This is a genomic window from Pseudomonas sp. SDO524_S393 (assembly GCF_054071875.1).
Genome location: NZ_JBSVVZ010000032.1, coordinates 26,067 through 49,050 on the forward strand (window position 1 = coordinate 26,067; position 22,984 = coordinate 49,050).

At 60.3% G+C, this 22,984-nt stretch carries 20 protein-coding genes and 1 tRNA gene; 8 read left to right on the forward strand and 13 right to left on the reverse strand.

What is annotated here, in order from left to right:
• Window positions 1-86: 86 nt before the first annotated feature.
• Both ACW9IB_RS15850 and ACW9IB_RS15855 read left to right on the forward strand, forming a co-directional pair.
• Window positions 87-1,802, forward strand: coding sequence for a proline--tRNA ligase (locus ACW9IB_RS15850; RefSeq protein ID WP_457366160.1), 1,716 nt, complete (start codon window positions 87-89; stop codon window positions 1,800-1,802).
• 20 nt (window positions 1,803-1,822) lie between these two features.
• Entirely contained in the window at window positions 1,823-2,776 is a 954-nt protein-coding gene (locus ACW9IB_RS15855; RefSeq protein WP_457366159.1) for a hypothetical protein, read from the forward strand.
• 67 nt (window positions 2,777-2,843) lie between these two features.
• Here the strand turns inward: ACW9IB_RS15855 and dinB are convergent, their stop codons facing one another.
• On the reverse strand, window positions 2,844-3,902 hold the full coding sequence (gene dinB / locus ACW9IB_RS15860; protein WP_457414387.1) for a DNA polymerase IV: 1,059 nt from the start codon (window positions 3,900-3,902) through the stop codon (window positions 2,844-2,846).
• Between the two features lie 277 nt (window positions 3,903-4,179).
• Here dinB and ACW9IB_RS15865 point away from each other — a divergent pair.
• The 3 genes from ACW9IB_RS15865 (at window position 4,180) to ACW9IB_RS15875 (ending at window position 8,458) form a co-directional block, all read left to right on the forward strand.
• A tRNA-Met gene (locus ACW9IB_RS15865) sits at window positions 4,180-4,256 on the forward strand.
• A 279-nt stretch (window positions 4,257-4,535) separates the two neighbouring features.
• Window positions 4,536-7,178 (forward strand): bifunctional lysylphosphatidylglycerol flippase/synthetase MprF, encoded by a 2,643-nt coding sequence (mprF, locus tag ACW9IB_RS15870; RefSeq protein ID WP_457366157.1) that lies wholly within the window; start codon window positions 4,536-4,538, stop codon window positions 7,176-7,178.
• Complete coding sequence (locus tag ACW9IB_RS15875; RefSeq protein WP_457414388.1) at window positions 7,178-8,458, forward strand: virulence factor family protein; 1,281 nt, start codon at window positions 7,178-7,180, stop codon at window positions 8,456-8,458. Before mprF ends, ACW9IB_RS15875 begins: the two co-directional genes overlap by 1 nt.
• 182 nt (window positions 8,459-8,640) lie before the next feature.
• Here the strand turns inward: ACW9IB_RS15875 and recJ are convergent, their stop codons facing one another.
• Together recJ and ACW9IB_RS15885 are read right to left on the reverse strand one after the other, a co-directional pair.
• Complete coding sequence (gene recJ, locus ACW9IB_RS15880; protein ID WP_457414390.1) at window positions 8,641-10,350, reverse strand: single-stranded-DNA-specific exonuclease RecJ; 1,710 nt, start codon at window positions 10,348-10,350, stop codon at window positions 8,641-8,643.
• 114 nt (window positions 10,351-10,464) lie between these two features.
• The gene (locus ACW9IB_RS15885) at window positions 10,465-11,007 is read right to left on the reverse strand and encodes a YaeQ family protein (RefSeq protein WP_457366154.1); all 543 of its coding nucleotides are present in this window, start codon (window positions 11,005-11,007) and stop codon (window positions 10,465-10,467) included.
• Window positions 11,008-11,153: 146 nt separating this feature from the next.
• On the opposite strand from ACW9IB_RS15885, the gene ACW9IB_RS15890 reads away from it, so the two are divergent.
• Together ACW9IB_RS15890 and ACW9IB_RS15895 are read left to right on the forward strand one after the other, a co-directional pair.
• The gene (locus ACW9IB_RS15890; RefSeq protein WP_457414392.1) at window positions 11,154-12,353 is read left to right on the forward strand and encodes a CaiB/BaiF CoA transferase family protein; all 1,200 of its coding nucleotides are present in this window, start codon (window positions 11,154-11,156) and stop codon (window positions 12,351-12,353) included.
• The gene (locus tag ACW9IB_RS15895) at window positions 12,353-13,237 is read left to right on the forward strand and encodes a TIGR02285 family protein (RefSeq protein WP_457414393.1); all 885 of its coding nucleotides are present in this window, start codon (window positions 12,353-12,355) and stop codon (window positions 13,235-13,237) included. The genes ACW9IB_RS15890 and ACW9IB_RS15895 overlap by 1 nt, the downstream gene beginning before the upstream one ends.
• A 170-nt stretch (window positions 13,238-13,407) precedes the next feature.
• Here ACW9IB_RS15895 and ACW9IB_RS15900 read toward each other — a convergent pair whose 3' ends face one another.
• A complete protein-coding gene (locus ACW9IB_RS15900; protein WP_457366151.1) occupies window positions 13,408-13,692 on the reverse strand; it encodes a DUF3509 domain-containing protein in 285 nt (94 codons plus the stop codon).
• Window positions 13,693-14,006: 314 nt separating this feature from the next.
• Between ACW9IB_RS15900 and ACW9IB_RS15905 the strand changes: the two genes are divergently transcribed.
• Entirely contained in the window at window positions 14,007-14,207 is a 201-nt protein-coding gene (locus ACW9IB_RS15905; protein ID WP_457414396.1) for a hypothetical protein, read from the forward strand.
• A gap of 86 nt (window positions 14,208-14,293) precedes the next feature.
• Here ACW9IB_RS15905 and thrC read toward each other — a convergent pair whose 3' ends face one another.
• From thrC to ffh, 9 genes are all read right to left on the reverse strand, one after another.
• Window positions 14,294-15,703 carry a threonine synthase gene (gene thrC / locus ACW9IB_RS15910; RefSeq protein WP_457414397.1) on the reverse strand — a complete coding sequence of 470 codons (1,410 nt, stop codon included), beginning with the start codon at window positions 15,701-15,703 and terminating at the stop codon, window positions 14,294-14,296.
• A 102-nt stretch (window positions 15,704-15,805) separates the two neighbouring features.
• Entirely contained in the window at window positions 15,806-17,110 is a 1,305-nt protein-coding gene (locus ACW9IB_RS15915; RefSeq protein ID WP_457366149.1) for a homoserine dehydrogenase, read from the reverse strand.
• Between the two features lie 116 nt (window positions 17,111-17,226).
• A complete protein-coding gene (locus ACW9IB_RS15920; RefSeq protein WP_010207987.1) occupies window positions 17,227-17,958 on the reverse strand; it encodes a thioredoxin fold domain-containing protein in 732 nt (243 codons plus the stop codon).
• 155 nt (window positions 17,959-18,113) lie between these two features.
• Window positions 18,114-19,010: a site-specific tyrosine recombinase XerD gene (gene xerD, locus ACW9IB_RS15925; protein WP_457366147.1), complete on the reverse strand. Its 897-nt coding sequence runs from the start codon at window positions 19,008-19,010 to the stop codon at window positions 18,114-18,116.
• A 109-nt stretch (window positions 19,011-19,119) separates the two neighbouring features.
• Window positions 19,120-19,470, reverse strand: coding sequence for a 50S ribosomal protein L19 (gene rplS, locus ACW9IB_RS15930; protein WP_003175895.1), 351 nt, complete (start codon window positions 19,468-19,470; stop codon window positions 19,120-19,122).
• 45 nt (window positions 19,471-19,515) lie between these two features.
• A complete protein-coding gene (trmD, locus tag ACW9IB_RS15935; RefSeq protein WP_177326528.1) occupies window positions 19,516-20,289 on the reverse strand; it encodes a tRNA (guanosine(37)-N1)-methyltransferase TrmD in 774 nt (257 codons plus the stop codon).
• Window positions 20,271-20,807 (reverse strand): ribosome maturation factor RimM, encoded by a 537-nt coding sequence (gene rimM, locus ACW9IB_RS15940; RefSeq protein ID WP_457366145.1) that lies wholly within the window; start codon window positions 20,805-20,807, stop codon window positions 20,271-20,273. Before rimM ends, trmD begins: the two co-directional genes overlap by 19 nt.
• A 5-nt stretch (window positions 20,808-20,812) precedes the next feature.
• On the reverse strand, window positions 20,813-21,064 hold the full coding sequence (gene rpsP, locus ACW9IB_RS15945) for a 30S ribosomal protein S16 (protein ID WP_003209587.1): 252 nt from the start codon (window positions 21,062-21,064) through the stop codon (window positions 20,813-20,815).
• Between the two features lie 409 nt (window positions 21,065-21,473).
• Window positions 21,474-22,850, reverse strand: a complete 1,377-nt coding sequence (gene ffh, locus ACW9IB_RS15950; protein WP_457366144.1) for a signal recognition particle protein — start codon at window positions 22,848-22,850, stop codon at window positions 21,474-21,476.
• Window positions 22,851-22,984 lie beyond the last annotated feature (134 nt).

A 22,984-nucleotide genomic window follows, 5' to 3' on the forward strand; every position in this document is an offset into this window, starting at 1 on the left:
CCCACGACCTCACGCCTGTACTCCGACGGCAACCGCCCGTACAATCCCAAGTCATTTCAAGTCCAAGCAACCGACAACGGCCTACCATGCGTACCAGTCAATATTTGCTCGCCACACAGAAAGAAACGCCTTCCGACGCGGTCGTGATCAGCCATCAGTTGATGCTGCGCGCCGGCATGATCCGCAAACTGGCCTCCGGCCTGTACACCTGGCTGCCCATGGGCCTCAAGGTAATGCGTAAGGTCGAAGCCATCGTTCGTGAAGAAATGAACGCTGCCGGCTCTCTGGAAGTGTTGATGCCGAGCACCCAACCGGCTGAACTGTGGCAGGAATCCGGGCGCTGGGAAGAGTACGGCCCTGAATTGCTGCGCTTCAAGGACCGTCATGGCCGCGACTTCTGCGCCGGCCCGACCCACGAAGAAGTGATCACCGACCTGATGCGCAACGAGCTGAGCAGCTACAAGCAGCTGCCGCTGAACCTGTATCAGATCCAGACCAAGTTCCGTGACGAAATTCGCCCACGCTTCGGCTTGATGCGCGGCCGCGAATTCATCATGAAGGACGCTTACTCGTTCCACGCCGACCAGGCGTCCCTGCAGGTCACCTACGACCGCATGCACACCGCCTACTGCAACGTGTTCACGCGCCTGGGCCTGAAATTCCGCCCGGTTGAAGCGGACAACGGCTCCATCGGCGGCGCCGGCTCCCACGAGTTCCATGTGCTGGCCGAATCCGGCGAAGACGATATCGTCTTCAGCAACGGCTCCGACTACGCGGCGAACATCGAGAAAGCCGAAGCCGTGCCACGGGAAACCTCCCGCGCGGCACCTGCCGAAGAGCTGCGCCTGGTGGACACCCCGGACACCAAAACCATCGCGGCCCTGGTGGAGAAGTTCAATCTGCCGATTGAAAAGACCATCAAGACCCTGATCGTGCGCGCCGAAGAAGAAGGCAAGCTGATCGCCCTGGTGATCCGTGGCGACCACGAGCTCAACGAAATCAAGGCTGCCCAGCAACCTGGCGTGGCCAGCCCGCTGGTCATGGCCACCGATGCCGAACTGCGCGACGCCATTGGCGCCGGTGCCGGTTCGCTCGGCCCACTGAACCTGCCGCTGCCGATCATCATCGACCGTTCGGTCGAACTGATGAGCGACTTCGGTATCGGCGCGAACATCGACGACAAGCACTACTTTGGCGTCAACTGGGAACGCGACCTGCCGGTTCCGACCGTCGCCGACCTGCGTAACGTCGTGGCCGGTGACCCAAGCCCGGACGGCAAGGGCACGCTGGAAATCAAGCGCGGCATCGAAGTCGGGCACATCTTCCAGCTGGGCGACAAGTACAGCCAGGCGATGAAGTGCGAAGTACTGGGCGAAAACGGCAAGCCGATCACCCTGCAAATGGGTTGCTACGGCATTGGCGTGTCCCGCGTGGTCGCGGCTGCCATCGAGCAGAACAACGACGAGAAAGGCATCATCTGGAGCGACGCCCTGGCGCCGTTCCAGATCGCCCTGGTACCGCTGCGCTACGACAACGAGCAAGTGCGCGAAGCCACCGACAAACTGTATGCCGAACTGACGGCAGCCGGTTTTGAAGTGCTGCTGGACGACCGGGACAAGAAAACCAGCCCGGGCATCAAGTTCGCCGACATGGAACTGATTGGTATCCCTCACCGTATCGTGGTCAGTGACCGCGGCCTGGCCGATGGCAATCTGGAATACAAGAGCCGGACCGAAGCCGAAGCCCAACCGTTGCCGGTGGCTGACGTGCTGTCTTTCCTTCAGGCGCGTATTCGTCGCTGAAAACCAGATCAAGAGAAGTCATGTTCAAGCGAAACACCAAAGCCCTGGGGGGCGCCGCCTTGTGCGGCGCCCTGCTGGTCAGCGGCTGTGCCAACCAGATGTCGCAACGCAGCGAACACGAGGAGCGGGTCGAGCGCAAGTTGCTCGACCACAGCCTGCAGATCGATGTAGGCGAGCCCAAAGTGCTTGAACTGCCGCAACGCCGGGTTCGCATCCACGAACAGAAGACCTTCGAGGTCACCGAGTTCGAAGTCACTCGTCGCTACGATCGCTACACCCCTTACCAACCCTGGCGCAAACTCTATGAGATGCCCCTGGGGGTGGTTGCCCTGGTGGCGGGCGCGGGCGCCAACGTGGCGAATATCTTCGCCCTCGGCAACCTGCCCACCAGCATGACGCGTGACTGGCTTTCCTACGGCGTGGACGGCATCAACCCGTTCATGAACGTGCAATCCCATGGCCGTGCGCAACAGAATCTGGCCGGTATCGATGAAGTCCAGCGTGACAAACGCGTGGAGTACTCAAGCCTGCCCTGGAGCGAACGGCCGGTACAGGTCACCGCCGGCAAGCAGATCCATGAGCTGACCACCGACCGCAACGGCGTGCTGCGCCTGAACCTGTTGGACAGCCCCTTCGCAGAGCAGGACCTGAACCGCGTCACCACCTTGAAGATCAGCGTCGAAGACGGGCAGGACGACGTGCATTCGGACTCGTCCCTGGCCATCAGCAGCACCCTGCGCGGCAAGCTGCTGGAGGCCCATGGCCTGATCTACGACGACCTGGAAGATGACGAGGTGAACCAGTGGGTGCACCGGGTCAAACGCCTGTCGGAGCTGGGCCTGGAAGAAGAAGCCAGCGAGTTGGAACAAAGCCTGATCGAACTGACGCGCAACGATCCCGAGTTGCAGCAGGAATTTCTGCAGGCATTGACCAAGGATGCGGGTCGGCTGGTGGCAGATCCGGGCGCTCGCTGAAACCTCAGAAACGTTGCTGGTCAAATGTGGGAGCTGGCTTGCCAGCTCCCACATTTTTATACGGTTTCTACCAGGAGAACTCGAGTTGTTCGTTGCCGCTGCTGAGATCGAGCAAGCGCACGCCAATGCCCAGTAATCTCACCGGCTTCCCACCCCGATTGAACGCCTGCGTCAGCAACTGTTGATAACTCTCCAGATCCCGCCCGGCCCCCGCCTGCTCCAGCGTCGTTTGGGTAAAGTCATGAAACTTCACTTTGACGAACGGTTTGCCTGCGCGATAACTGCTGTCGATGCGCGCCATACGTCCGGCGAGGGTTTCCATCAGTTCGGGTAGTTTTGCCAGGCAGCTTGAGAGGTCCGGCAAATCCACGTCGTAGGTGTTTTCCACGCTGATGGACTGTCGTCGGCTGTCGTTGTGTACCAGGCGCTCATCGATCCCACGGGCAAGGCTCCAGAGCCGCTCGCCAAAGCTGCCGAACTCCCGCACCAGCGCCAACTTGTTCCATTCACGCAATTGCAGGCAGTCTTCAATTCCCAGGCGTGCCAACTTGTCGGCGGTGACCTTGCCCACGCCGTGCAGCTTGCTCACTGGCAGCATCGAGACAAAATCCTCCACCTGGTCCGGCGTGATCACGAACAGGCCATTGGGCTTTTTCCAGTCGCTGGCGATCTTGGCCAGAAACTTGTTCGGTGCCACGCCCGCAGACACGGTGATATGCAGCTGGTTGGAAACCCGGCGACGAATGTCCTGGGCGATGCGTGTGGCGCTGCCGCCGAAGTGCGGGCTGTCGGAAACATCCAGATAGGCCTCGTCCAGCGACAACGGCTCGATCAGGTCGGTGTAGTCACGAAAGATCGCCTGGATTTCCTTCGACGCTTCCTTATAAGCGTCCATGCGCGGTTTGACGATGGTCAGGTCCGGGCACAGCTTCAAGGCATGCCGTGACGACATGGCCGAACGCACCCCGTACGCCCGTGCCTCGTAGTTGCAAGTGGCGATCACCCCACGGCGATCCGCCGAGCCGCCCACCGCCAAAGGCTTCTGCGCCAGGCTCGGGTCATCGCGCATCTCGATGGCGGCGTAGAAGCAATCACAGTCGACGTGGATGATTTTGCGCTGCGTCATATAAAGGGTGCAGTTCAACGGGTGGCCAGTATCGCACTCACCCCTGTATATAGCACCAGTAGTTTGAATCTTCCGTCTGAACGGTAGGAAAATTCGTAGATGAATTCATTTTTTCAATCGAGTTTGCCTCAGCGATAGAGCTGAAACCCTTGCTCTGCCTGGGTCCGTGGGGTTTCAACGGCAGGCCGTCAGGTGCTAACCGATTGAACCAGAAGCGCTTTTCCATAAATAAACGGTTGACACCCCTGCGTTCCTCTGTAGAATGCCGCCTCACAGACGCGGGATGGAGCAGCCTGGTAGCTCGTCGGGCTCATAACCCGAAGGTCGTCGGTTCAAATCCGGCTCCCGCAACCAAACATCAAAAAAGGTCACTCGAAAGAGTGGCCTTTTTTGTATCCGTCGAAAAAGTTCTTCTGAAACAATGACATGGCATCTTTCATGAAACCGCACACGGTTTGTAGAGTCCATCTCATTGCAGGCTATGCTCAGTACTCAGGCACGACCCTCTACGACCAATGGCCGCTGTCGCCGCCCCCGGTGATACGCGTTAATATTTGCAATTATTTTGTCCATAGGGATTGGTAACTTGGCTGGATACCTCCATCCTGTCGCGCACAATCCACGAGGTGATTGATGCGCGCCGACTCGTCTGAACCACAAGACACCGTTACAGCAGAACAACCGATCACTCCCACCCGTTTGCGCTGGCTGGATCTGTTGAGCAAATACCGTCAGCCCATCGGGCTGGCCGTCACCCTGTTGCTGTTTGCAATCGCCTTGGTTGCCTGCCGACACCTGTTGCTGGAGCTGGACCTCTATGCCCTCCACGACTCCATCCTGGAAGTGCCCAAGCCCGCCCTGCTCGGCGCACTGGCAGCCTCTGTCGCCGGTTTCATCATTCTGCTGGGCTATGAGTTTTCCGGCGCGCGCTATGCCGGGGTAAAACTGCCTGCCAAGACCCTGGCCCTCGGGGGCTTCACCGCCTTTGCCATCGGCAATGCCATTGGCCTGTCGATGCTCTCGGGCGGCTCGGTGCGTTACCGTCTCTATGCGCGCCACGGCATCGGGGCGTCAGAAGTGGCCCATATGACCGTGTTCGCCAGTCTGGCCCTGGGCTGTGCGCTACCACCGCTCGCCGCACTGGCGACCCTGAGCAATCTGCCCGCTGCCTCCCTCGCACTGAACCTGCCCCAGGGCCTGCTGGGTGGCATTGCCGGTGCCGTACTGCTGCTGTCGGCGATACTGTGCATCGGCATCTACCGTCGACGTCTGCCGGAACAACCCTACCCGGACAATCTGCTGGTCAAGGCCGGACGCCGTACCTTGCGCCTGCCCGGCCGGCGCCTGACGTTCCTGCAGTTGATCATCACCGCACTGGACGTCGCTGCCGCCGCCACCGTCCTTTATATGCTGCTGCCGGAAGCGCCGCCCTTTGGCCCGTTCCTGCTGGTGTACCTGCTGGCCCTGGCCGCTGGCGTGCTCAGCCATGTACCCGGCGGTGTCGGGGTGTTCGAAGCGATCCTGCTGGCCGCTTTCGCCGACAAACTCGGTGCCGCGCCCCTGGCCGCGGCCCTGTTGCTGTACCGCATGATCTACGTGGTACTGCCGCTGTTGATTGCCTGCGTGTTCCTGCTGGTCAACGAAGCCCAGCGCCTGTTCCAGACCCAGCAAAGCCTGCGGGTCGCATCAGGGCTGGCGGCGCCGGTATTGGCCGTACTGGTTTTTTTGTCCGGCGTGGTCCTGCTGTTTTCCGGCGCCACGCCCGAAATCGACTCACGCCTGGAAAACATCGGCTTCCTGATTCCCCACCGCCTGATTGACGCCTCCCACTTCGGCGCCAGCCTGATCGGCGTGTTGTGCCTGTTGCTCGCCCAAGGCCTGCGTCGTCGCTTGTCGGCTGCCTGGATGCTGACCATGGTGCTGCTGCTGGTGGGCGCCCTGCTCTCGCTGCTCAAGGGTTTCGACTGGGAAGAAGCCAGCCTGATGACCATGACCGCGATTTTGCTGGCGATCTTCCGTCGCTCGTTCTACCGCGCCAGCCGGCTGACCGAGCTACCGTTTTCGCCGCTGTACCTGGTGGCCAGCGTTTGTGTGCTGGGCGCCTCGATCTGGCTGCTGCTGTTCGCCTATCAAGACGTGCCCTACAGCCACCAGCTGTGGTGGCAGTTCACCCTCGACGCCAACGCCCCGCGTGGCCTGCGCTCGCTGCTGGGCGCCGCCGTGGTGCTGGTGGTCGTCTCGCTGACCTGGCTGCTGCGCACCGCGCGTCCGGTGATCCACCTGCCGACCGCGGATGAGCTGGAACGCGCCAGCAAGATCCTGATGGCCTCGTCCCAGCCCGATGGCGGCCTGGCACTGACCGGCGACAAGGCGCTGCTGTTCCATCCCAACGATGAAGCCTTCCTGATGTACGCCCGCCGCGGGCGCAGCCTGGTCGCGCTGTATGACCCTATCGGCCCGACCCAGCCCCGGGCGGAGATGATCTGGCAGTTCCGCGACCTGTGTGACATCCACCATGCACGCCCGGTGTTTTACCAAGTGCGGGCGGAGAACCTGCCGTACTACATGGACATCGGCCTGACGGCGATCAAGCTCGGCGAGGAAGCCCGGGTCGACCTGAAGCGCTTCGATCTGGAAGCCAAGGGCAAGGAGATGAAAGACCTGCGCTATACCTGGAACCGTGGCACCCGGGACGGCTTGTCCCTGGAGATCCATGAGCCGGGCATGGCGCCGATGGAAGAACTCAAGGTCATCTCCGACGCCTGGCTGACCGGCAAGAACGTACGGGAAAAGGGCTTTTCCCTGGGACGTTTCAGCGATGACTACCTCAAGCACTTTCGCATGGCGATCATTCGCTTCGAGGGGCGCCCGGTGGCCTTCGCCAACCTGCTCGAGACCTACAACCATGACCTGGCCAGTCTCGACCTGATGCGCGCCCACCCGGACGCGCCCAAGCTGACCATGGAGTTCATGATGGTCGGCCTGATTCAACACTATAAGAGTCATGGCTACGCCCGCTTCAGCCTCGGCATGGTGCCGTTGTCGGGCCTGCAACCACGACGTGGCGCTCCGCTGACCCAACGCCTGGGCTCGATGGTGTTCCGCCGTGGCGAGCAACTGTATAACTTCCAAGGTTTGCGCCGCTTCAAAGACAAATTCCAGCCCGACTGGGAACCCCGTTACATGGCCGTGCCCGCAGGACTTGATCCGCTGGTGGCATTGGCCGATACCGCCGCCCTGATCGCGGGCGGCTTGACTGGATTGGTGAAACGCTGATGATTCGACGCTCCTGGCGGTATGTATTGGCCTTTGTTGTGCTGCTCGCCCTGATCCTGGGCGGTGGCTATTGGTACTGGAACCGCCCTGCCCCGCAGCCGACCCTGGAGCAACTGCCCCAGGCCGACGGCTCGGTCATGACCCGCGTGACGCCTGCCGGCACACCGAAAGCCCGGGTAGCCGTGGCCGTGCTGGCCGACGCCACCCTGAGCGACAGCCAGTTGATCGCCCTGAGCCAGGGCGGCAAGGCGCAGATCGTTCAAGTGATCCTGCCCAAGGACGACTGCAAGCTTCAGGAACAAGCGCTGCAAACCGCGCTTGGCCAGCTCAAGGGCCCGGCGACACTGGTCAGCGGCATCGGCCCGGGTGCTGCGCTCGCATGGCGCTGGCTCGCCGCACAGAACGACGACAAGGCCAACGCCATTTCCGTCGGCTTCGCCATGACCCAGGAAGGTTGCAACGACCCGTTGCCGAAAACCTCGGCACACGGCAACTGGCTGGTGGCATGGAACGACAACCCTGACGATGATGCCGCCAGTTTCGTACGCGATACACCGCGCGCCACCACCAGCATCAGCGACTACGACATTCATTACCCGCAAGTGCTGAACAACGAACTGCGCAAGCAATTGGTGGGTTCGGACAACGGCGGCCTGGCGATCCCGGTGGTCGAAGTGCCGGCCGGTCAGGCGAAGGACACCGTGACCCTGTTCCTTTCCGGTGACGGCGGCTGGCGCGACCTGGACCGGGACGTGGCCGGCGAAATGGCCAAGATCGGCTACCCGGTGGTCGGTATCGACACCCTGCGCTACTACTGGCAGCACAAGACCCCGGAACAGAGCGCCAAGGACCTCACGGAGCTGATGCAGCACTACCGGCAGAAATGGGGCACCAAGCGCTTCGTGCTGACCGGCTACTCGTTCGGCGCCGACGTACTCCCGGCCATCTACAATCGCCTGCCGGAAAACGAGCAGCAGCGTGTGGACGCAATCATCCTGCTGGCCTTCGCCCGCACCGGCAGCTTTGAAATCGAAGTGGAAGGCTGGCTGGGCAACGCCGGCAAAGAAGCCGCTACCGGCCCGGAAATGGCCAAGCTGCCGGCTGACAAAGTGGTGTGCATCTATGGCGCCGAAGAAGTCGACGAGAGCGGTTGCACCGACAAGACCGCAGTGGGCGAAACCGTGAAGCTGCCAGGCGGGCATCACTTCGATGAGAACTACCCGGCGCTGGCCAAGCGATTGGTGGATATCATCGTGAAGCACCAAACCAAAGCCGAATGATTTCCCCCCTGTAGTGAGCGGGCTTGCCCCGCGCTGGGTGGCGAAGCCGCCCTAAAACCAAACGCCGCATTCTGCCTGACAGAGTGCGGCGTTATTATTGGGGCGGCTTCGCCATCCAGCGCGGGTGTAGCCCGCTCACCACAACAGGCCAGCTCACCACAGGCAGCTCGCTCCTACAGTGTCTAGCGCGGTTCGATGTGGGCAATCATCAACTGCACCGTCTCGTTCCCGCGAAACTCGTTCACATCCAGCTTGTAGGCCAACTCTACCCACTTCACCGCCGGGTTCGGCCAAACCTCGCGGTCCACGCCAAAAGCGATCCCGTCCAGCTTCACCGATCCGCATTCGGTCTTGAGCACCACCTTGAGGTGTCGCTCCCCCACCACCCGCTGCTCCACCAACTGGAACACACCGTGAAACACCGGCTCGGGGAAGTGCTGCCCCCACGGGCCTGCATGCCGTAGCGCGCGGGCCAGTTCCAGGTGAAACTCTTCCACCGCCAGGGTGCCGTCGGACAGCAGGCGCCCGGTGAGATCTTCCTCCCGCAATTGCCGACGCACTTCGGCATCAAAGGCTTCGGCAAACAGCGGAAAATTCGCCTCGGGCAGGGTCAGGCCCGCCGCCATGGCGTGACCGCCGTATTTGGCGATCAGATTGGGATGCTGGCTGGCGACCACCGCCAGGGCGTCACGGATATGAAAACCCTGCACAGAGCGTCCTGAGCCCTTGAGCAGGCCATCACCGGCATCGGCGAAGGCGATGGTCGGCCGGAAGTACCGCTCTTTCATGCGCGACGCCAGAATGCCGATCACGCCCTGGTGCCACTCGGGGTCGAACAGGCACAGACCGTATGGCATCGATTCCACCGGCAAGTCCTTGAGCTGGGCCAGGGCCTCGCGCTGCATACCTTGTTCAATGGATTTACGGTCCTGGTTCATGCCGTCCAGTTGTGCGGCCATTTCCCGCGCTGCCGCAAAATCGGTCGTGAGCAGGCATTCGATGCCCAGGCTCATGTCATCGAGACGACCGGCGGCGTTCAAGCGTGGCCCGAGGATAAACCCCAGGTCCGTGGAGGTGATGCGCGCAGCGTCGCGCTTGGCCACTTCGAGAATCGCCTTGATCCCCGGCCGCGCGCGCCCGGCGCGAATACGCTCCAGCCCCTGATGCACCAGGATGCGGTTGTTGGCGTCCAGGGGCACCACGTCGGCGACGCTGCCCAGTGCCACCAGATCAAGCAATTCGCCGATGTTCGGCTGCGGTTTGTTTTCGTACCAGCCCAAACTGCGCAAGCGCGCGCGTAACGCCATCAGCACGTAAAAGATCACACCCACACCGGCCAGGGCCTTGCTGGGAAAGTCACAGCCTGGCTGGTTCGGGTTGACGATCGCGTCCGCCGCCGGCAGCGCGTCACCCGGCAAGTGGTGGTCAGTGACCAGCACCCGCAAACCCGCCGCCTTGGCCGCCGCCACGCCTTCGACGCTGGAAATGCCATTGTCCACGGTGATCAGCAACTGCGGTTCGCGCTGCAGGGCTACCGCGACGATCTCCGGGGTCAAGCCATAACCGTACTCGAAGCGATTGGGCACCAGGTAATCGACATGGGCCGCACCCAGCAAGCGCAGGCCCAGGGTACCCACGGTGCTGGCGGTGGCACCGTCCGCATCGAAGTCACCCACGATCAGGATGCGCTGACGCTGCTCCAAAGCCGTCACCAACAGGTCGACGGCCGCATCGATGCCCTTGAGCTGTTGATAAGGGATCAACCGCGCCAGGCTCTTGTCCAGTTCGGCCTCGGACTGCACCCCGCGTGCGGCGTAGAGTCGGGTCAGCAGTGGAGGCATTTCACCGAGAAAGGGCAGAACAGCGGGTAATGGGCGAGGATCGATACGCATGGGGTGACGGAAACTTCTCTTCTATTACAACGGTTAAACAACGTTGCTGAAAACAACCTGAATCAAATGTGGGAGCGGGCTTGTCGGCTCCCACATAAGCCTGTTTCGGCAGAGTCAGCCGCGCTCACCGACCAGCCATTGCAACTGCACTTCATGCTGGCCACGGTCATCGGTGACGAACATTGTGCCTTCGCTGATCATCACGTCCCACTTGATCACACGGGGCATGTCCTGGGCGAGGGTCTCGAGGACTTCCTGCGGCACGGCGGCGATGTGCACGTTTTTCAGGTTGTTTGCCACCGGGACCACCTTGCCCTCCCACACGCGCAAGCTGCCGTAGGCCAGCAGGCTGGTACGCTCGGTGCGACGCGAACACCAGGTCAGGCGGTCAGCGTCGGGCTGGCCCACTTCGATCCAGTGCAACACTCGGTCATCCAGACTTTTTTCCCACAGGGCTGGTTCGTCTACATCCGACAGGCCGCGCCCGAACGAAAGTTGCTCGTTGTACCAGAGGGCGTAGGCCAACAGGCGCACGGTCATGCGCTCTTCGGTTTCCGAAGGATGGCGGGCGATGGTCTGTTTGACGTTCTCGTACACCGAGCGATCGAGGTCGGTGAGGTTGAGTTCGAATTTGTAAGTCGTGGACGGCTGGGCCATGAACGGGCTTCTAGAGACAGGAAAAGGCGGTCAGTCTAACCGATGGCGAGGGCATTCAACGAATACTGAACGGCATCCTCCTTCTAGGGGGCGTGCACCTATGTTAAAAGGCTTCACACTCCAGCCCTGCGCAGACAAGGATCCCCATGTCGTTTAATGCCAAACCGCTTGCCGGCCTGAAAGTCATCGAACTCGGTACGCTGATCGCCGGCCCGTTCGCCTCACGCATCTGCGCGGAGTTTGGCGCCGAGGTGATCAAGGTGGAATCGCCGGACGGCGGCGACCCGCTGCGCAAATGGCGCAAGCTGTATGAGGGCACTTCGCTGTGGTGGTTCGTGCAGGCGCGCAACAAGCAGTCGCTGACCCTGAACCTCAAGCACCCCGACGGCCTGGCGATCCTCAAGCAATTGCTGGCGGACGCCGACATCCTGATCGAAAACTTCCGCCCCGGCGTACTGGAAAAACTCGGCCTGAGCTGGGAAACCCTGCATGCGCTCAATCCAAAACTGGTGATGGTGCGCCTCTCGGGTTTTGGCCAGACCGGACCGATGAAAGACCAGCCTGGATTTGGCGCGGTAGGCGAGTCCATGGGCGGACTGCGCTATATCACCGGGTTCGAGGATCGCCCCCCGGTGCGCACCGGGATTTCCATCGGTGACTCCATCGCGGCCCTGTGGGCGGTGATCGGCGCACTGATGGCACTGCGTCACCGTGAGGTCAACGGCGGACTGGGCCAGGTGGTGGATGTGGCGCTGTACGAAGCCATTTTCGCAATGATGGAAAGCATGATCCCGGAGTTCGATGTATTCGGGTTTATCCGTGAGCGCACCGGTAACATCATGCCCGGCATCACACCCTCTTCGATTCACACCAGCGCCGACGGCAAACACGTGCAGATCGGCGCCAACGGCGACGCAATCTTCAAGCGCTTCATGTCGGCCATTGGTCGTGATGACCTGGCCAACGATCCGCAACTGGCCAGCAACGATGGGCGCGACAGCCGTCGCGATGAGTTGTATGGCGTGATCGATCGCTGGGTCAACTCGCTACCGCTGGAGCAGGTGGTGGAACAGCTCAACCAGGCCGATGTGCCCGCCAGCCGCATCTACAGCGCCGAAGACATGCTGGGCGACCCGCAATTCCTGGCCAGGGAGATGTTCCTCAAGGCGCAATTGCCGGGCGGCAAGGACTTCAAGATGCCAGGCATCGTGCCCAAGCTGTCGGACACTCCCGGCAGCTGTGAATGGGTCGGGCCGCAGTTGGGTGAGCACAACGCCCAGGTGCTGGCGACATTGGGCTATGACTGTGCTGCCATCACCCGTCTGCGCGAGGATGGCGCCATTTGATGGCCCGTTACCGCCGCGCGCACTGGCTGCCTCGCTTGTGCATCGCCGGCCTGCTGTCGAGCGGGTGTTCGCTGCCGGCACAGGCCGGGGACACCTTGATCTGGCTATTGCGCGACCTCCCCCCTTTGACCATCTTCGAAGGCCCGCGCAAGGGTCAGGGGGCACTTGACCAGCTACTGCCGATGCTGATCGAACGCCTGCCGGAATATCGGCACCAGGTGCTGCACGTCAACCGCGCACGGGGCATGCAAATGCTGCGCGAACCGAGTTTCACCTGTGATCCGTCGCTGCTGTGGACCTCGGAGCGGGCCCGGTACATCGTTTTTTCCAGCCAGGCCTTTGTGGTCGCCAGCAACGGCGTCACCCTTCGGCGCAGCCATCTGAGCGAACTGGCGCCGTTCATCGACGAGGGGCAGTTCGACTTGCAGGCCTTTCTCGAGGGCCGCAAATCACGCGTAGGCGCCATCGCGGAACGCAGTTATGGACCGATCATCGATGAGCGGCTCAAGCAGGCCGATCCGCACAAACTGGCGCTTCATTACGGGAATGATGCCTTGGGCAGCCTGCTGCAGATGCAACGTCTGGGAAGACTGGAAGCCGTGCTGGGCTACTGGCCGGAAATCCGCTATCACGCGATGCAGCAGGGAATCGCGACGGATGACCTGAGTTTCTACCCCATCAAGGGCTCGGCGCCCTACCAGCGCACGCACATCGGATGTTCGGACACCCCTCAGGGACGCGAGGCAATTCAACGGATCGACCAGGTGATCCGGGAAATTCCACAGGAACAGGTACAACAATCCTACGCGTCGTGGCTGGATCCAACTATGCGGGAAGAGTATCTGCGGGATAACCCAAGCTTTTTCCAGGACCCGCAACCCTGACAAATCGCGGGCAAAAAGAAACCCCGAGCAGTGGGGAGACAACTCGGGGTTAAACGTGGTCCACAAAGACCAGTACAACAAGCCACAAACACCGGAGCACAATGTTTGCTCTTGCTGTTACGAAATCTGACCGACCACCACGTAGGAAGGTTCCGAAGAAAAATAATTCTTCATGCCAATGCGGCGCCGCGGGTCTGGGCGGCATTGCGCAACGCGGCAATCACGGAAGGCTCCAGACGCCCCTCGGCGATTTTCAGATCGCGCAGCAGGCAGTCCACTACATCCACCAACGCACGCTTGTCGAGCAATTGCGCCTGGTCGACTTCACGCTCGACCACGATGGCACCGGCAGGACTTTTCACGGTTACCAGGCGCTCGCCCTGCACACCGCAGGTGGTCAACGTAACCTGATAAGGGCTCAGCGCTTCTTCGAGCAATAGGCTGATACTTTCCATTTCGATCACCACTCAATAGTTCGGGAACAATCGTTTCAACGGGGGCAGCTTCTATCCTAAGTGACTGTTTGTGACGTAGGAAAGTTCGCTTTATCGTCGCTATGGGGGCGTCAGGGAGTGACTTGATCCAGCATGCGCTTGCAACATGACAGGCAAAAAACGGGCGCACATAACCGCTTACGCAATGGATGGGTGTTTTGGGGGTTGCCGGCGGATGCGGCAGAAGGTGAATCCTATACTCGGTACGCGCGGGCAGTGCTGCCAGGCAGATAAAAGCGCATGTCAAAAGGCCCTTATTGCGAAGGAGGAAGATGATGTTGGAACACGAAGAGCGGCAGGCAGCGATAGAGAAAATTCACGCAGATATTTCCCGCATCTATGCAGAACAGCGCAAGCTCAACGCAGAAGTACACAAAATCACACGTGAGAATTTCTGGTATCCCGTCGGCATTGCAGTGGGCTTCTTTACCGCCGTCGGCACCGTAATGGCGATAGCACAAAAACTACTCAACTAACTGAAACGCCTACCCTATTCACCAGAAACAAAAAACGCCGCTGACCCAAGGAAGGGAAAGCGGCGTTTTCGTTTACGAGATTCGCCTTACAACGGCTTGCCCCGGTTGCCATGCTGGCTCACAAACCCCTGCACCGCCTTCAGGTCATTGGCCAACACGGTGCAACGCTCTTCGCGCTCCAACAAATCGACCAGGTGCACCGGCAGTTCCAGCGCCTTGCCAATGCCTGCCTTTACCACCGCCTCCGGGAATTTCACCGGATGTGCAGTCCCGAGGATCACCATCGGCGTATCCAGGCTGCGACGGCATTCCCGAGCGGCCTTCACGCCGATGGCGGTGTGCGGGTCCAGCAGCTCGCCGGTCTGGGCGTAGACTTCAGCGATGGTTTCGCAGGTCTGCGCGTCGTCCACGGCCAGGGAGTCGAACAGCTTGCGGGTTTCGGTCCAGCGCTCTTCATCCACGCTGAAGCCGCCGCCACGCTTGAAGCTGTCCATCAAGCCGGCAATCGCCGCGCCGTTGCGACCATGCATGTCGAACAGCAAACGCTCGAAGTTAGACGACACCATGATGTCCATCGATGGCGACAAGGTAGCGTGCAGGGTTTCCTTGACGTACTGGTTGCCGCTCATGAAGCGGTGCAGGATGTCATTGCGGTTGGTGGCGACGATCAACTGGTTGATCGGCAACCCCATGTTGCGCGCCAGGTAACCGGCGAAGATGTCGCCGAAGTTGCCGGTCGGCACCGAGAACGAGACCGAACGCGCCGGGCCGCCCAACTGCAGGGACGCATGGAAGTAATAGACGATCTGGGCCATGATCCGCGCCCAGTTGATCGAGTTCACCGCCACCAGCCGCGTGCCCTTCAGGAAGCTCTGGTCGGCGAAGCTGGCCTTGACCATTTCCTGGCAGTCATCGAAGTTGCCTTCGATGGCGATGTTGTGGATGTTCTCACCGAAAATGGTGGTCATCTGGCGTCGCTGCACTTCCGATACGCGGTTGTGCGGGTGCAGGATGAAGATGTCGACGTTTTCGCAGTGCTTGCAGCCTTCGATGGCCGCCGAGCCGGTATCCCCGGAAGTCGCACCGATGATCACCACGCGCTCGCCGCGCTTCTCCAGCACGTAGTCCAACAGCCGGCCGAGCAGTTGCAGGGCGAAGTCCTTGAATGCCAGGGTCGGGCCGTGAAACAGCTCCAGTACCCATTCATTGCTGTTCAACTGACGCAATGGAGCAATGGCGTTGTGGGAAAACACGCCGTACGTCTCTTCAAGGATCTTCTTGAAGTCCGCATCCGGAATGCTCCCGGTGACGAACGGGCGCATCACCCGGAACGCCAGCTCGTGGTACGGCAGGCCGGCCCATGAGGCGATTTCTTCCTGGGTGAAGCGGGGCAGGTTTTCCGGCACGTACAGGCCGCCGTCAGTGGCGAGGCCCGCCAGCAGGACGTCTTCGAAATTCAGGGCCGGTGCCTGGCCGCGGGTGCTGATATAACGCATGGGGGCAAACCTTCGGTTTGGGCTCAAGCTTCAAGTGACAAGCTTCAAGTTAAAGCGGATCTGCTTCTGCTTGAAGCTTGCAGCTTGGCGCTTGCAGCTGAATTAATTCAAATGTTCGACGCGAATACGGACTACCGGCCCAACGACGCCCTGAAGCGCTTCCAGGGCCCGGATAGCATCGTTGATGTGCTGCTCGAGCACGCGGTGGGTCAGCAGGATCATCGGCACCTGGCCGTTTTGCTCCTCGACTTCCTTCTGCATGATCGATTCGATGTTGATGCCGCGCTCCGACAGGATGCTGGCCACCTGGGCCAGGACGCCCGGATGATCCTTGGCCTGGATCCGCAGGTAGTAGGCGCTTTCGCAGGCTTCGATCGGCAGGATCGGGTGGGCCGACAGCGAGTCCGGCTGGAAGGCCAGGTGCGGCACGCGGTTTTCCGGGTCGCTGGTCATGGCGCGAACCACGTCCACCAGGTCGGCGATCACCGACGAGGCAGTTGGCTCCATGCCGGCCCCGGCGCCGTAGAACAACGTCGAACCGGCGGCATCACCGTTGACCATCACTGCGTTCATCACGCCATTGACGTTGGCGATCAGACGATCCGCCGGGATCAGCGTCGGGTGCACGCGCAACTCGATACCGGTCGGAGTGCTGCGCGCCACGCCCAGGTGTTTGATGCGGTAGCCCAGGGCTTCGGCGTAGTTCACGTCAGCGGTGGTCAGCTGGGTGATGCCTTCGGTGTAGGCCTTGTCGAACTGCAGCGGGATACCAAAGGCGATGGATGCCAGGATGGTCAGCTTGTGGGCGGCGTCGATGCCTTCCACGTCGAACGTCGGGTCGGCTTCGGCGTAACCCAGAGCCTGGGCTTCGGCCAGCACGTCTTCGAAGGTACGGCCCTTCTCGCGCATTTCGGTAAGGATGAAGTTGCCGGTGCCGTTGATGATGCCGGCCACCCAGTTGATGCGGTTGGCGGACAGACCTTCGCGGATGGCCTTGATCACCGGGATACCACCAGCGACGGCGGCTTCGAACGCCACGATCACGCCCTTCTCGCGAGCCTTGGCGAAGATCTCGTTGCCGTGCACGGCGATCAGTGCCTTGTTGGCCGTGACCACGTGCTTGCCATTCTCGATGGCCTTGAGCACCAGCTCGCGGGCCACGGTGTAGCCGCCGACCAGCTCGATGACGATATCGATTTCAGGGTTGGTCGCTACGGCGAAGACATCGTTGGTAATCGCAATACCGGTCGTCTGGAACTGGGGTTTTGGCGAACGCGTGGCAATTTGCGCCACTTCAATCCCACGGCCTGCGCGGCGGGAAATTTCCTCTGCGTTACGCTGAAGTACGTTGAAGGTGCCGCCACCGACGGTCCCTAAACCACAGATGCCTACTTTGACCGGTTTCACTGCAGAACTCCCCATGAAACGGCCGACACTAGGTCGGCCGTGGAAAACAGCCGCACGACTGCGGCTTTCAATTAACCACCCGTCGACGGGTCGACAGGCTTTGATTCGATACGGGCTTACTTGGCACTCAGCGCCAGTTTGGCAACTTGCGGGGCCGGCTGGTAGCCCGGAATTACCTGGCCGTCAGCCAAAACGATGGCCGGTGTACCGTTGACGCCGATGGACTGCCCCAAGGCAAATTGCTTGGAAACCGGGTTGGCACATTTGGCCGCCTTGATTTCCTTGCCATCGACCATCTTGTCCATGGCCGCTTTCTTGTCGGCGGAGCACCACACGGCTTGCAGTTGCTCGTCACCTGGCGAACCCAGGCCCTGGCGCGGGAACGCGACGTAGCGTACTTCCACACCCAGTTTGTTCAGCGCCGGCACTTCGGCATGCAGCTTATGGCAGTACGGGCAGGTGGTGTCGGTAAACACGGTGATGTGGGTCTTGGTCTCGCCAATAGCCGGATAAACCACGGTTTCAGCGACCGGGATGCCATTGATCAGCTTGGAAACACCCAGCCGCTCGGCTTTCTCGGTCAGGTTGACCGGCTTGCCGTCCTTCAATTGGAACAGGTAGCCCTGGACGATGTACTGGCCGTCCGCACTGGCGTACAGCACGCGACTGCCCTTGAGCTTGACCTCGTACAGACCGGCCATGGGGCTCGCGCTGATGCTTTCGATCGGCGTGTCCAGTTGCAGGTTGGCCAGGCTCTTGCGGATGGTCTGCTCAGCCGCGTCATCGGCAAAGGCAAAGGTGGAAACCAACGCAATGGCTGCGGCGGCAATAATCTGGGTCAAGCGCATGGGAACTCCTGAAGGCAGATGCAGGGACGGAAGCAGTCGCACCGATGCGGAAACCCGGGCATGGGCCGTCCCCTTTGCTAACCGGCAAAGCCTACCACAGTTGGGCGCAAGGGCAGCCCGTGGCGGGCAAATTGGCCGTATTGAAGGGTATATTTTCAGCCGCGCGGGTGATGTTTGGCGTGCATGTCCTGCAAACGTGCGCGCGCTACGTGGGTATAGATCTGGGTGGTGGATAAATCACTGTGGCCCAGCAGCATCTGGACGACACGCAAATCTGCCCCGTGATTGAGCAAATGCGTGGCAAACGCATGACGCAACGTGTGTGGCGAGAGCGCTTTGCCGATCCCGGCCACCTTGGCCTGATGCTTGATTCGGTGCCAGAAGGTCTGGCGCGTCATCTGCTCGCCGCGCAGACTGGGAAACAGCACATCACTGGGTCGCCCACCGAGCAATTCGCTGCGGGCATCACGCATATAGCGCTCGACCCACACGATCGCCTCCTCCCCCATCGGCACCAGACGCTCCTTGCTACCCTTGCCCATCACACGCAACACGCCCTGACGCAGGTTGACCTGCTCCAGGGTCAGGCTGATCAACTCGGTCACCCGCAGGCCGCAGGCGTACAACACTTCCAGCATCGCGCGATCACGCTGGCCGATGGGCTCACTCAGGTCGGGAGCCGCAAGCAACGCCTCAACATCGGCTTCCGACAGGGATTTGGGCAGCGGCCTGCCAAGTTGTGGCATGTCGACTTGCAAAGTCGGATCGAGAGCGATCAGCTTTTCCCGCAGCAAGTAGCGGTAAAAACCCCGCACACCTGAGAGAAATCGCGCCGTGGAGCGTGGCTTGTAATTCTGCTCCAGACGCCAGGCCAGGTGATCGAGGATCAACTCGCGGCCTGCGTTGACCAGTTCGAGGTTTTTCTCTTGCAGCCAGCCATTGAACAACGCCAGGTCGCTGCGATAGGCCTGTCGCGTGTTGTCCGACAAGCCTTTCTCCAGCCACAGGGCGTCGAGGAAGCGGTCAATCAGGGGATGGTCGATGGCGGGCATAGGCACTCAGCAAAAAAGGTGGCATCGGGCAGATCCTATCCCGGACCTTAAATCACAGGCACAAAAAAGCAGCCCGTAGGCTGCTTTTTTCTGCATCGGAACGCTGGACTTAAGCCAGTTTTTCCTTGATGCGAGCTGCTTTACCGGACAGGTCACGCAGGTAGTACAGCTTGGCTTTACGTACGTCACCGCGACGCTTGACGGCCATGCTGTCGATTTGCGGGCTGTAGGTCTGGAAAGTACGCTCTACGCCAACACCGTTGGAGATTTTACGAACAGTGAAAGCACTGTTCACACCACGGTTACGCTTGGCGATTACCACGCCTTCGAACGCTTGCAGACGCGAACGGTCGCCTTCCTTCACTTTCACCTGAACGACGATGGTGTCGCCCGGGGCAAAGGTAGGGATCTCTTTGGTCATCTGCTCTGCTTCGAGTGCAAGGATGATTTTGTTAGTCATGCTGTGCTCCTAAGGTAAGTCAATGGACCTACCATCGATACGTTGTTAACTATCGTCCCGCGCGAGGATGTATTCCTCGAGCAGCTTCTTCTCTTCTCCAGAAAGCGAGCGGCTTTCCAGAAGATCGGCGCGTCGTTCATAGGTCCGACCAAGGGACTGCTGTAAACGCCAACGCCGGATGTGTGCGTGATTGCCACTTAGCAATACGTCGGGAACACGCTGATCCGCATACACCTCCGGACGGGTGTAGTGCGGGCAATCCAGCAAACCATCCGTGAAGGAATCTTCCTCCGCGGAGTCCGCATGCCCTAAAGCTCCAGGCAGCAGCCGTGTAACCGCATCTATCAGGACCATCGCCGGCAGCTCACCGCCAGACAGGACATAGTCCCCAATCGACCACTCTTCATCGACATGAGCATCAATAAAACGCTCGTCAATGCCTTCATAGCGACCGGCAATCAGGATCAATGCTTCCTCATTCGCCAGTTCGCGTACCGCCGCCTGTTTCAGCTGACGGCCTTGAGGGGACAGGTAAATAACCTTCGCCTTCTCCCCGGCGGCTGCCTTGGCCTGAACCAACGCGTCTTCCAGGGGCTTGATCTTCATCACCATGCCCGGACCACCGCCAAATGGGCGATCATCCACAGTGTGATGTCGATCCGTCGTGTAGTCTCGCGGGTTCCAACAGGTGAGCTGCAACAGCCCCTGTTTCACCGCCCGACTGGTGATGCCGTATTCGCTGATGGCGGAGAACATCTCGGGAAACAAACTGATCACTTCAATGCGCAAATTAGCCACGCTTAGAAGTCCGCGTCCCATTCCACCTTCATCTCGCCCGCTGCCAGGTCAACGGCCAACACGCATTGCTCCGTATAGGGCAACAGGCGTTCGCGATCATCCAGGCTGCCAGCGCAAGGCTTGACCACCATTACATCATTGGCGCCGGTTTCCAGAAGATGATCGATTTTCCCGAGCAATTGCCCGAGTTGATCAACAACCTTCAGACCTTCCAGCTGGTACCAGTAGTACTCGCCGTCGGTCAATTCAGGGAACAGGTTGCGCGGCACGCAGATCTCATAACCGGCCAGAAGACGAGCTTCATCACGATCATCGAGACCCTTGAGCTTTGCGACCAGGAACTTGTCGCTCCCGCGTCCACTGACCAGCTCGACCTGTTTCACACTACCTTCGCGCTTGAGCGTCCAGGTTTTGTACTGCAACAGGTTTTCAGTCGGATCCGTAAAGGAATACACCTTCACTTCGCCGCGAACGCCATGAACAGAGTAAATCTTGCCGATAACGATCAAATCATCAGCAACAGCCGGCGTCGCGTTCATATCGCTCAGGCCGCAGCCTTAGAAGCGTCCTTCAACAGCTGAGCAACACGCTCAGATGGTTGTGCACCAACGCTCAGCCAGTAGGCTACGCGCTCTTGGTTCACGGACAGACGAACTTCTTGACCACGAGCGATCGGGTTGAAGAAGCCAACTTGTTCCTTGTGAGAGCCGTCACGTGGGTTGCGGCTGTCAGTTACGGTCAAGTGGTAAAACGGGCGCTTTTTGGAGCCGCCAAGGGCAAGACGGATTGTTAGCATGTGAACATCGTTCCTGTAGTCGGTGCTGCAAATCTAAATGCACAGCGGGCATGGGTGCCCGAAAGGCCGCATATTCTAAGGAATATCCGGACTTTTGCAAATGCCTTTTTCTGGCGCCTATCGGCGTGCCATTCAGATCTGCTATAGGGCCGTCGGTTAAAACGGCGAGTCAGCGCCCGCCAATGGCGGGTTTGCTGGAGATCCCACATCCCTGTGGGTCGGAGCACAAGCGGGCTTGCGCTCGAATTCTTGTGGCCTGTTTCGTGGATAGCGCTCGATTTTGGCGAGTGGCTGTTGTTCTCAGGCAAGGCGCCGCGACGACTCATAGCTGGCTATGGGGAGGAGCGGCAACGCAGCATGAGGACAACAGACGCCGCCATAATTGAGCAGCTATCCTCGAAACAGGTCACTATATTTTGGGCATGCCGCCGCCGGGCAACATACCGCCCATGCCGCGCATCATCTTGGCCATGCCGCCCTTGGCGGAAAACTTCTTCATCATCTTCTGCATCTGCTTGTGCTGCTTGATCAAGCGACCGATGTCCTGCACCTGGGTACCGGAACCCAAGGCGATACGGCGCTTGCGCGAACCGCTGATCAGCTCCGGGTCACGGCGCTCGGCCGGGGTCATGGAGTTGATGATGGCTTCCATCTGCTTGAACTGCTTCTCTGCCGCACCCTGGGCGTTGCCCATTTGCGCCAGGTTCACACCACCGATATTCGGCAGCTTGTCCATCAGGCCGCCCAGACCACCCATGTTCTTCATTTGTTGCAGCTGGTCGCGGAAGTCTTCAAGGTCGAAGCCCTTGCCCTTCTTCAGCTTTTTGGCCAGTTTGTCAGCCTTGTCCTTGTCGAGCGTGGCTTCGGCCTGCTCGATCAAGCTGAGCACGTCACCCATGCCGAGGATGCGCGAGGCGATCCGTTCAGGATGGAACGGTTCGAGCGCTTCGCTCTTCTCGCCCATACCGATGAACTTGATCGGCTTGCCGGTAATGGCGCGCACCGACAATGCAGCACCGCCACGGGCATCGCCGTCGACCTTGGTCAGGATCACGCCGGTCAGCGGCAAGGCATCGCCAAACGCTTTCGCGGTGTTGGCGGCGTCCTGACCGGTCATGGCGTCGACCACGAACAGGGTTTCGACCGGGTTGATCGCGGCGTGCAGCGCCTTGATCTCGTGCATCATCTCGTCATCGATGTGCAGGCGACCGGCGGTGTCGACGATCACCACATCGATGAACTTGAGCCTGGCTTCCTTAATAGCAGCGGTGGCGATGTCCACCGGCTTCTGGCTGAGGTCGGACGGGAAGAACGTCACGCCGATGTCGTTGGCCAGTGTTTCGAGCTGCTTGATCGCCGCCGGGCGATAGACGTCGGCGGATACAACCATCACCGACTTCTTCTTGCGTTCTTTCAGCAGACGCGCAAGCTTGCCGGCGGTGGTGGTTTTACCCGCCCCCTGCAAACCCGCCATCAATACGACGGCCGGCGGTACGGCGCTGAGGTTCAAGTCTTCGTTGGCCGCGCCCATCAGGCTTTCGAGCTCGGCCTGAACGATCTTCACAAAGGCCTGGCCCGGCGTCAGGCTGCGGGACACCTCGGTGCCCACCGCGCGCTCTTTGACCGAGTTGACGAAGTCCTTCACCACCGGCAAGGCGACGTCGGCCTCCAGCAGCGCCATGCGCACTTCGCGCAGGGTGTCTTTGATATTGTCCTCGGTCAGCTTGGCCTTGCCGGTAACGTGGCGCAGCGTCTGCGAGAGACGGTCAGTCAAGTTTTCAAACATGCGCGATCCTTTCAGGCCCTAATCAGCGAAGTGCATTGGTAGACCGAGGTAATGGCGGCCCAGGCTGTAATCAATCGCTGTTAAAAACAGCGCTCGGCGAGCCTGCGGCATGGGCAGGTCGCGGATTATAGCGA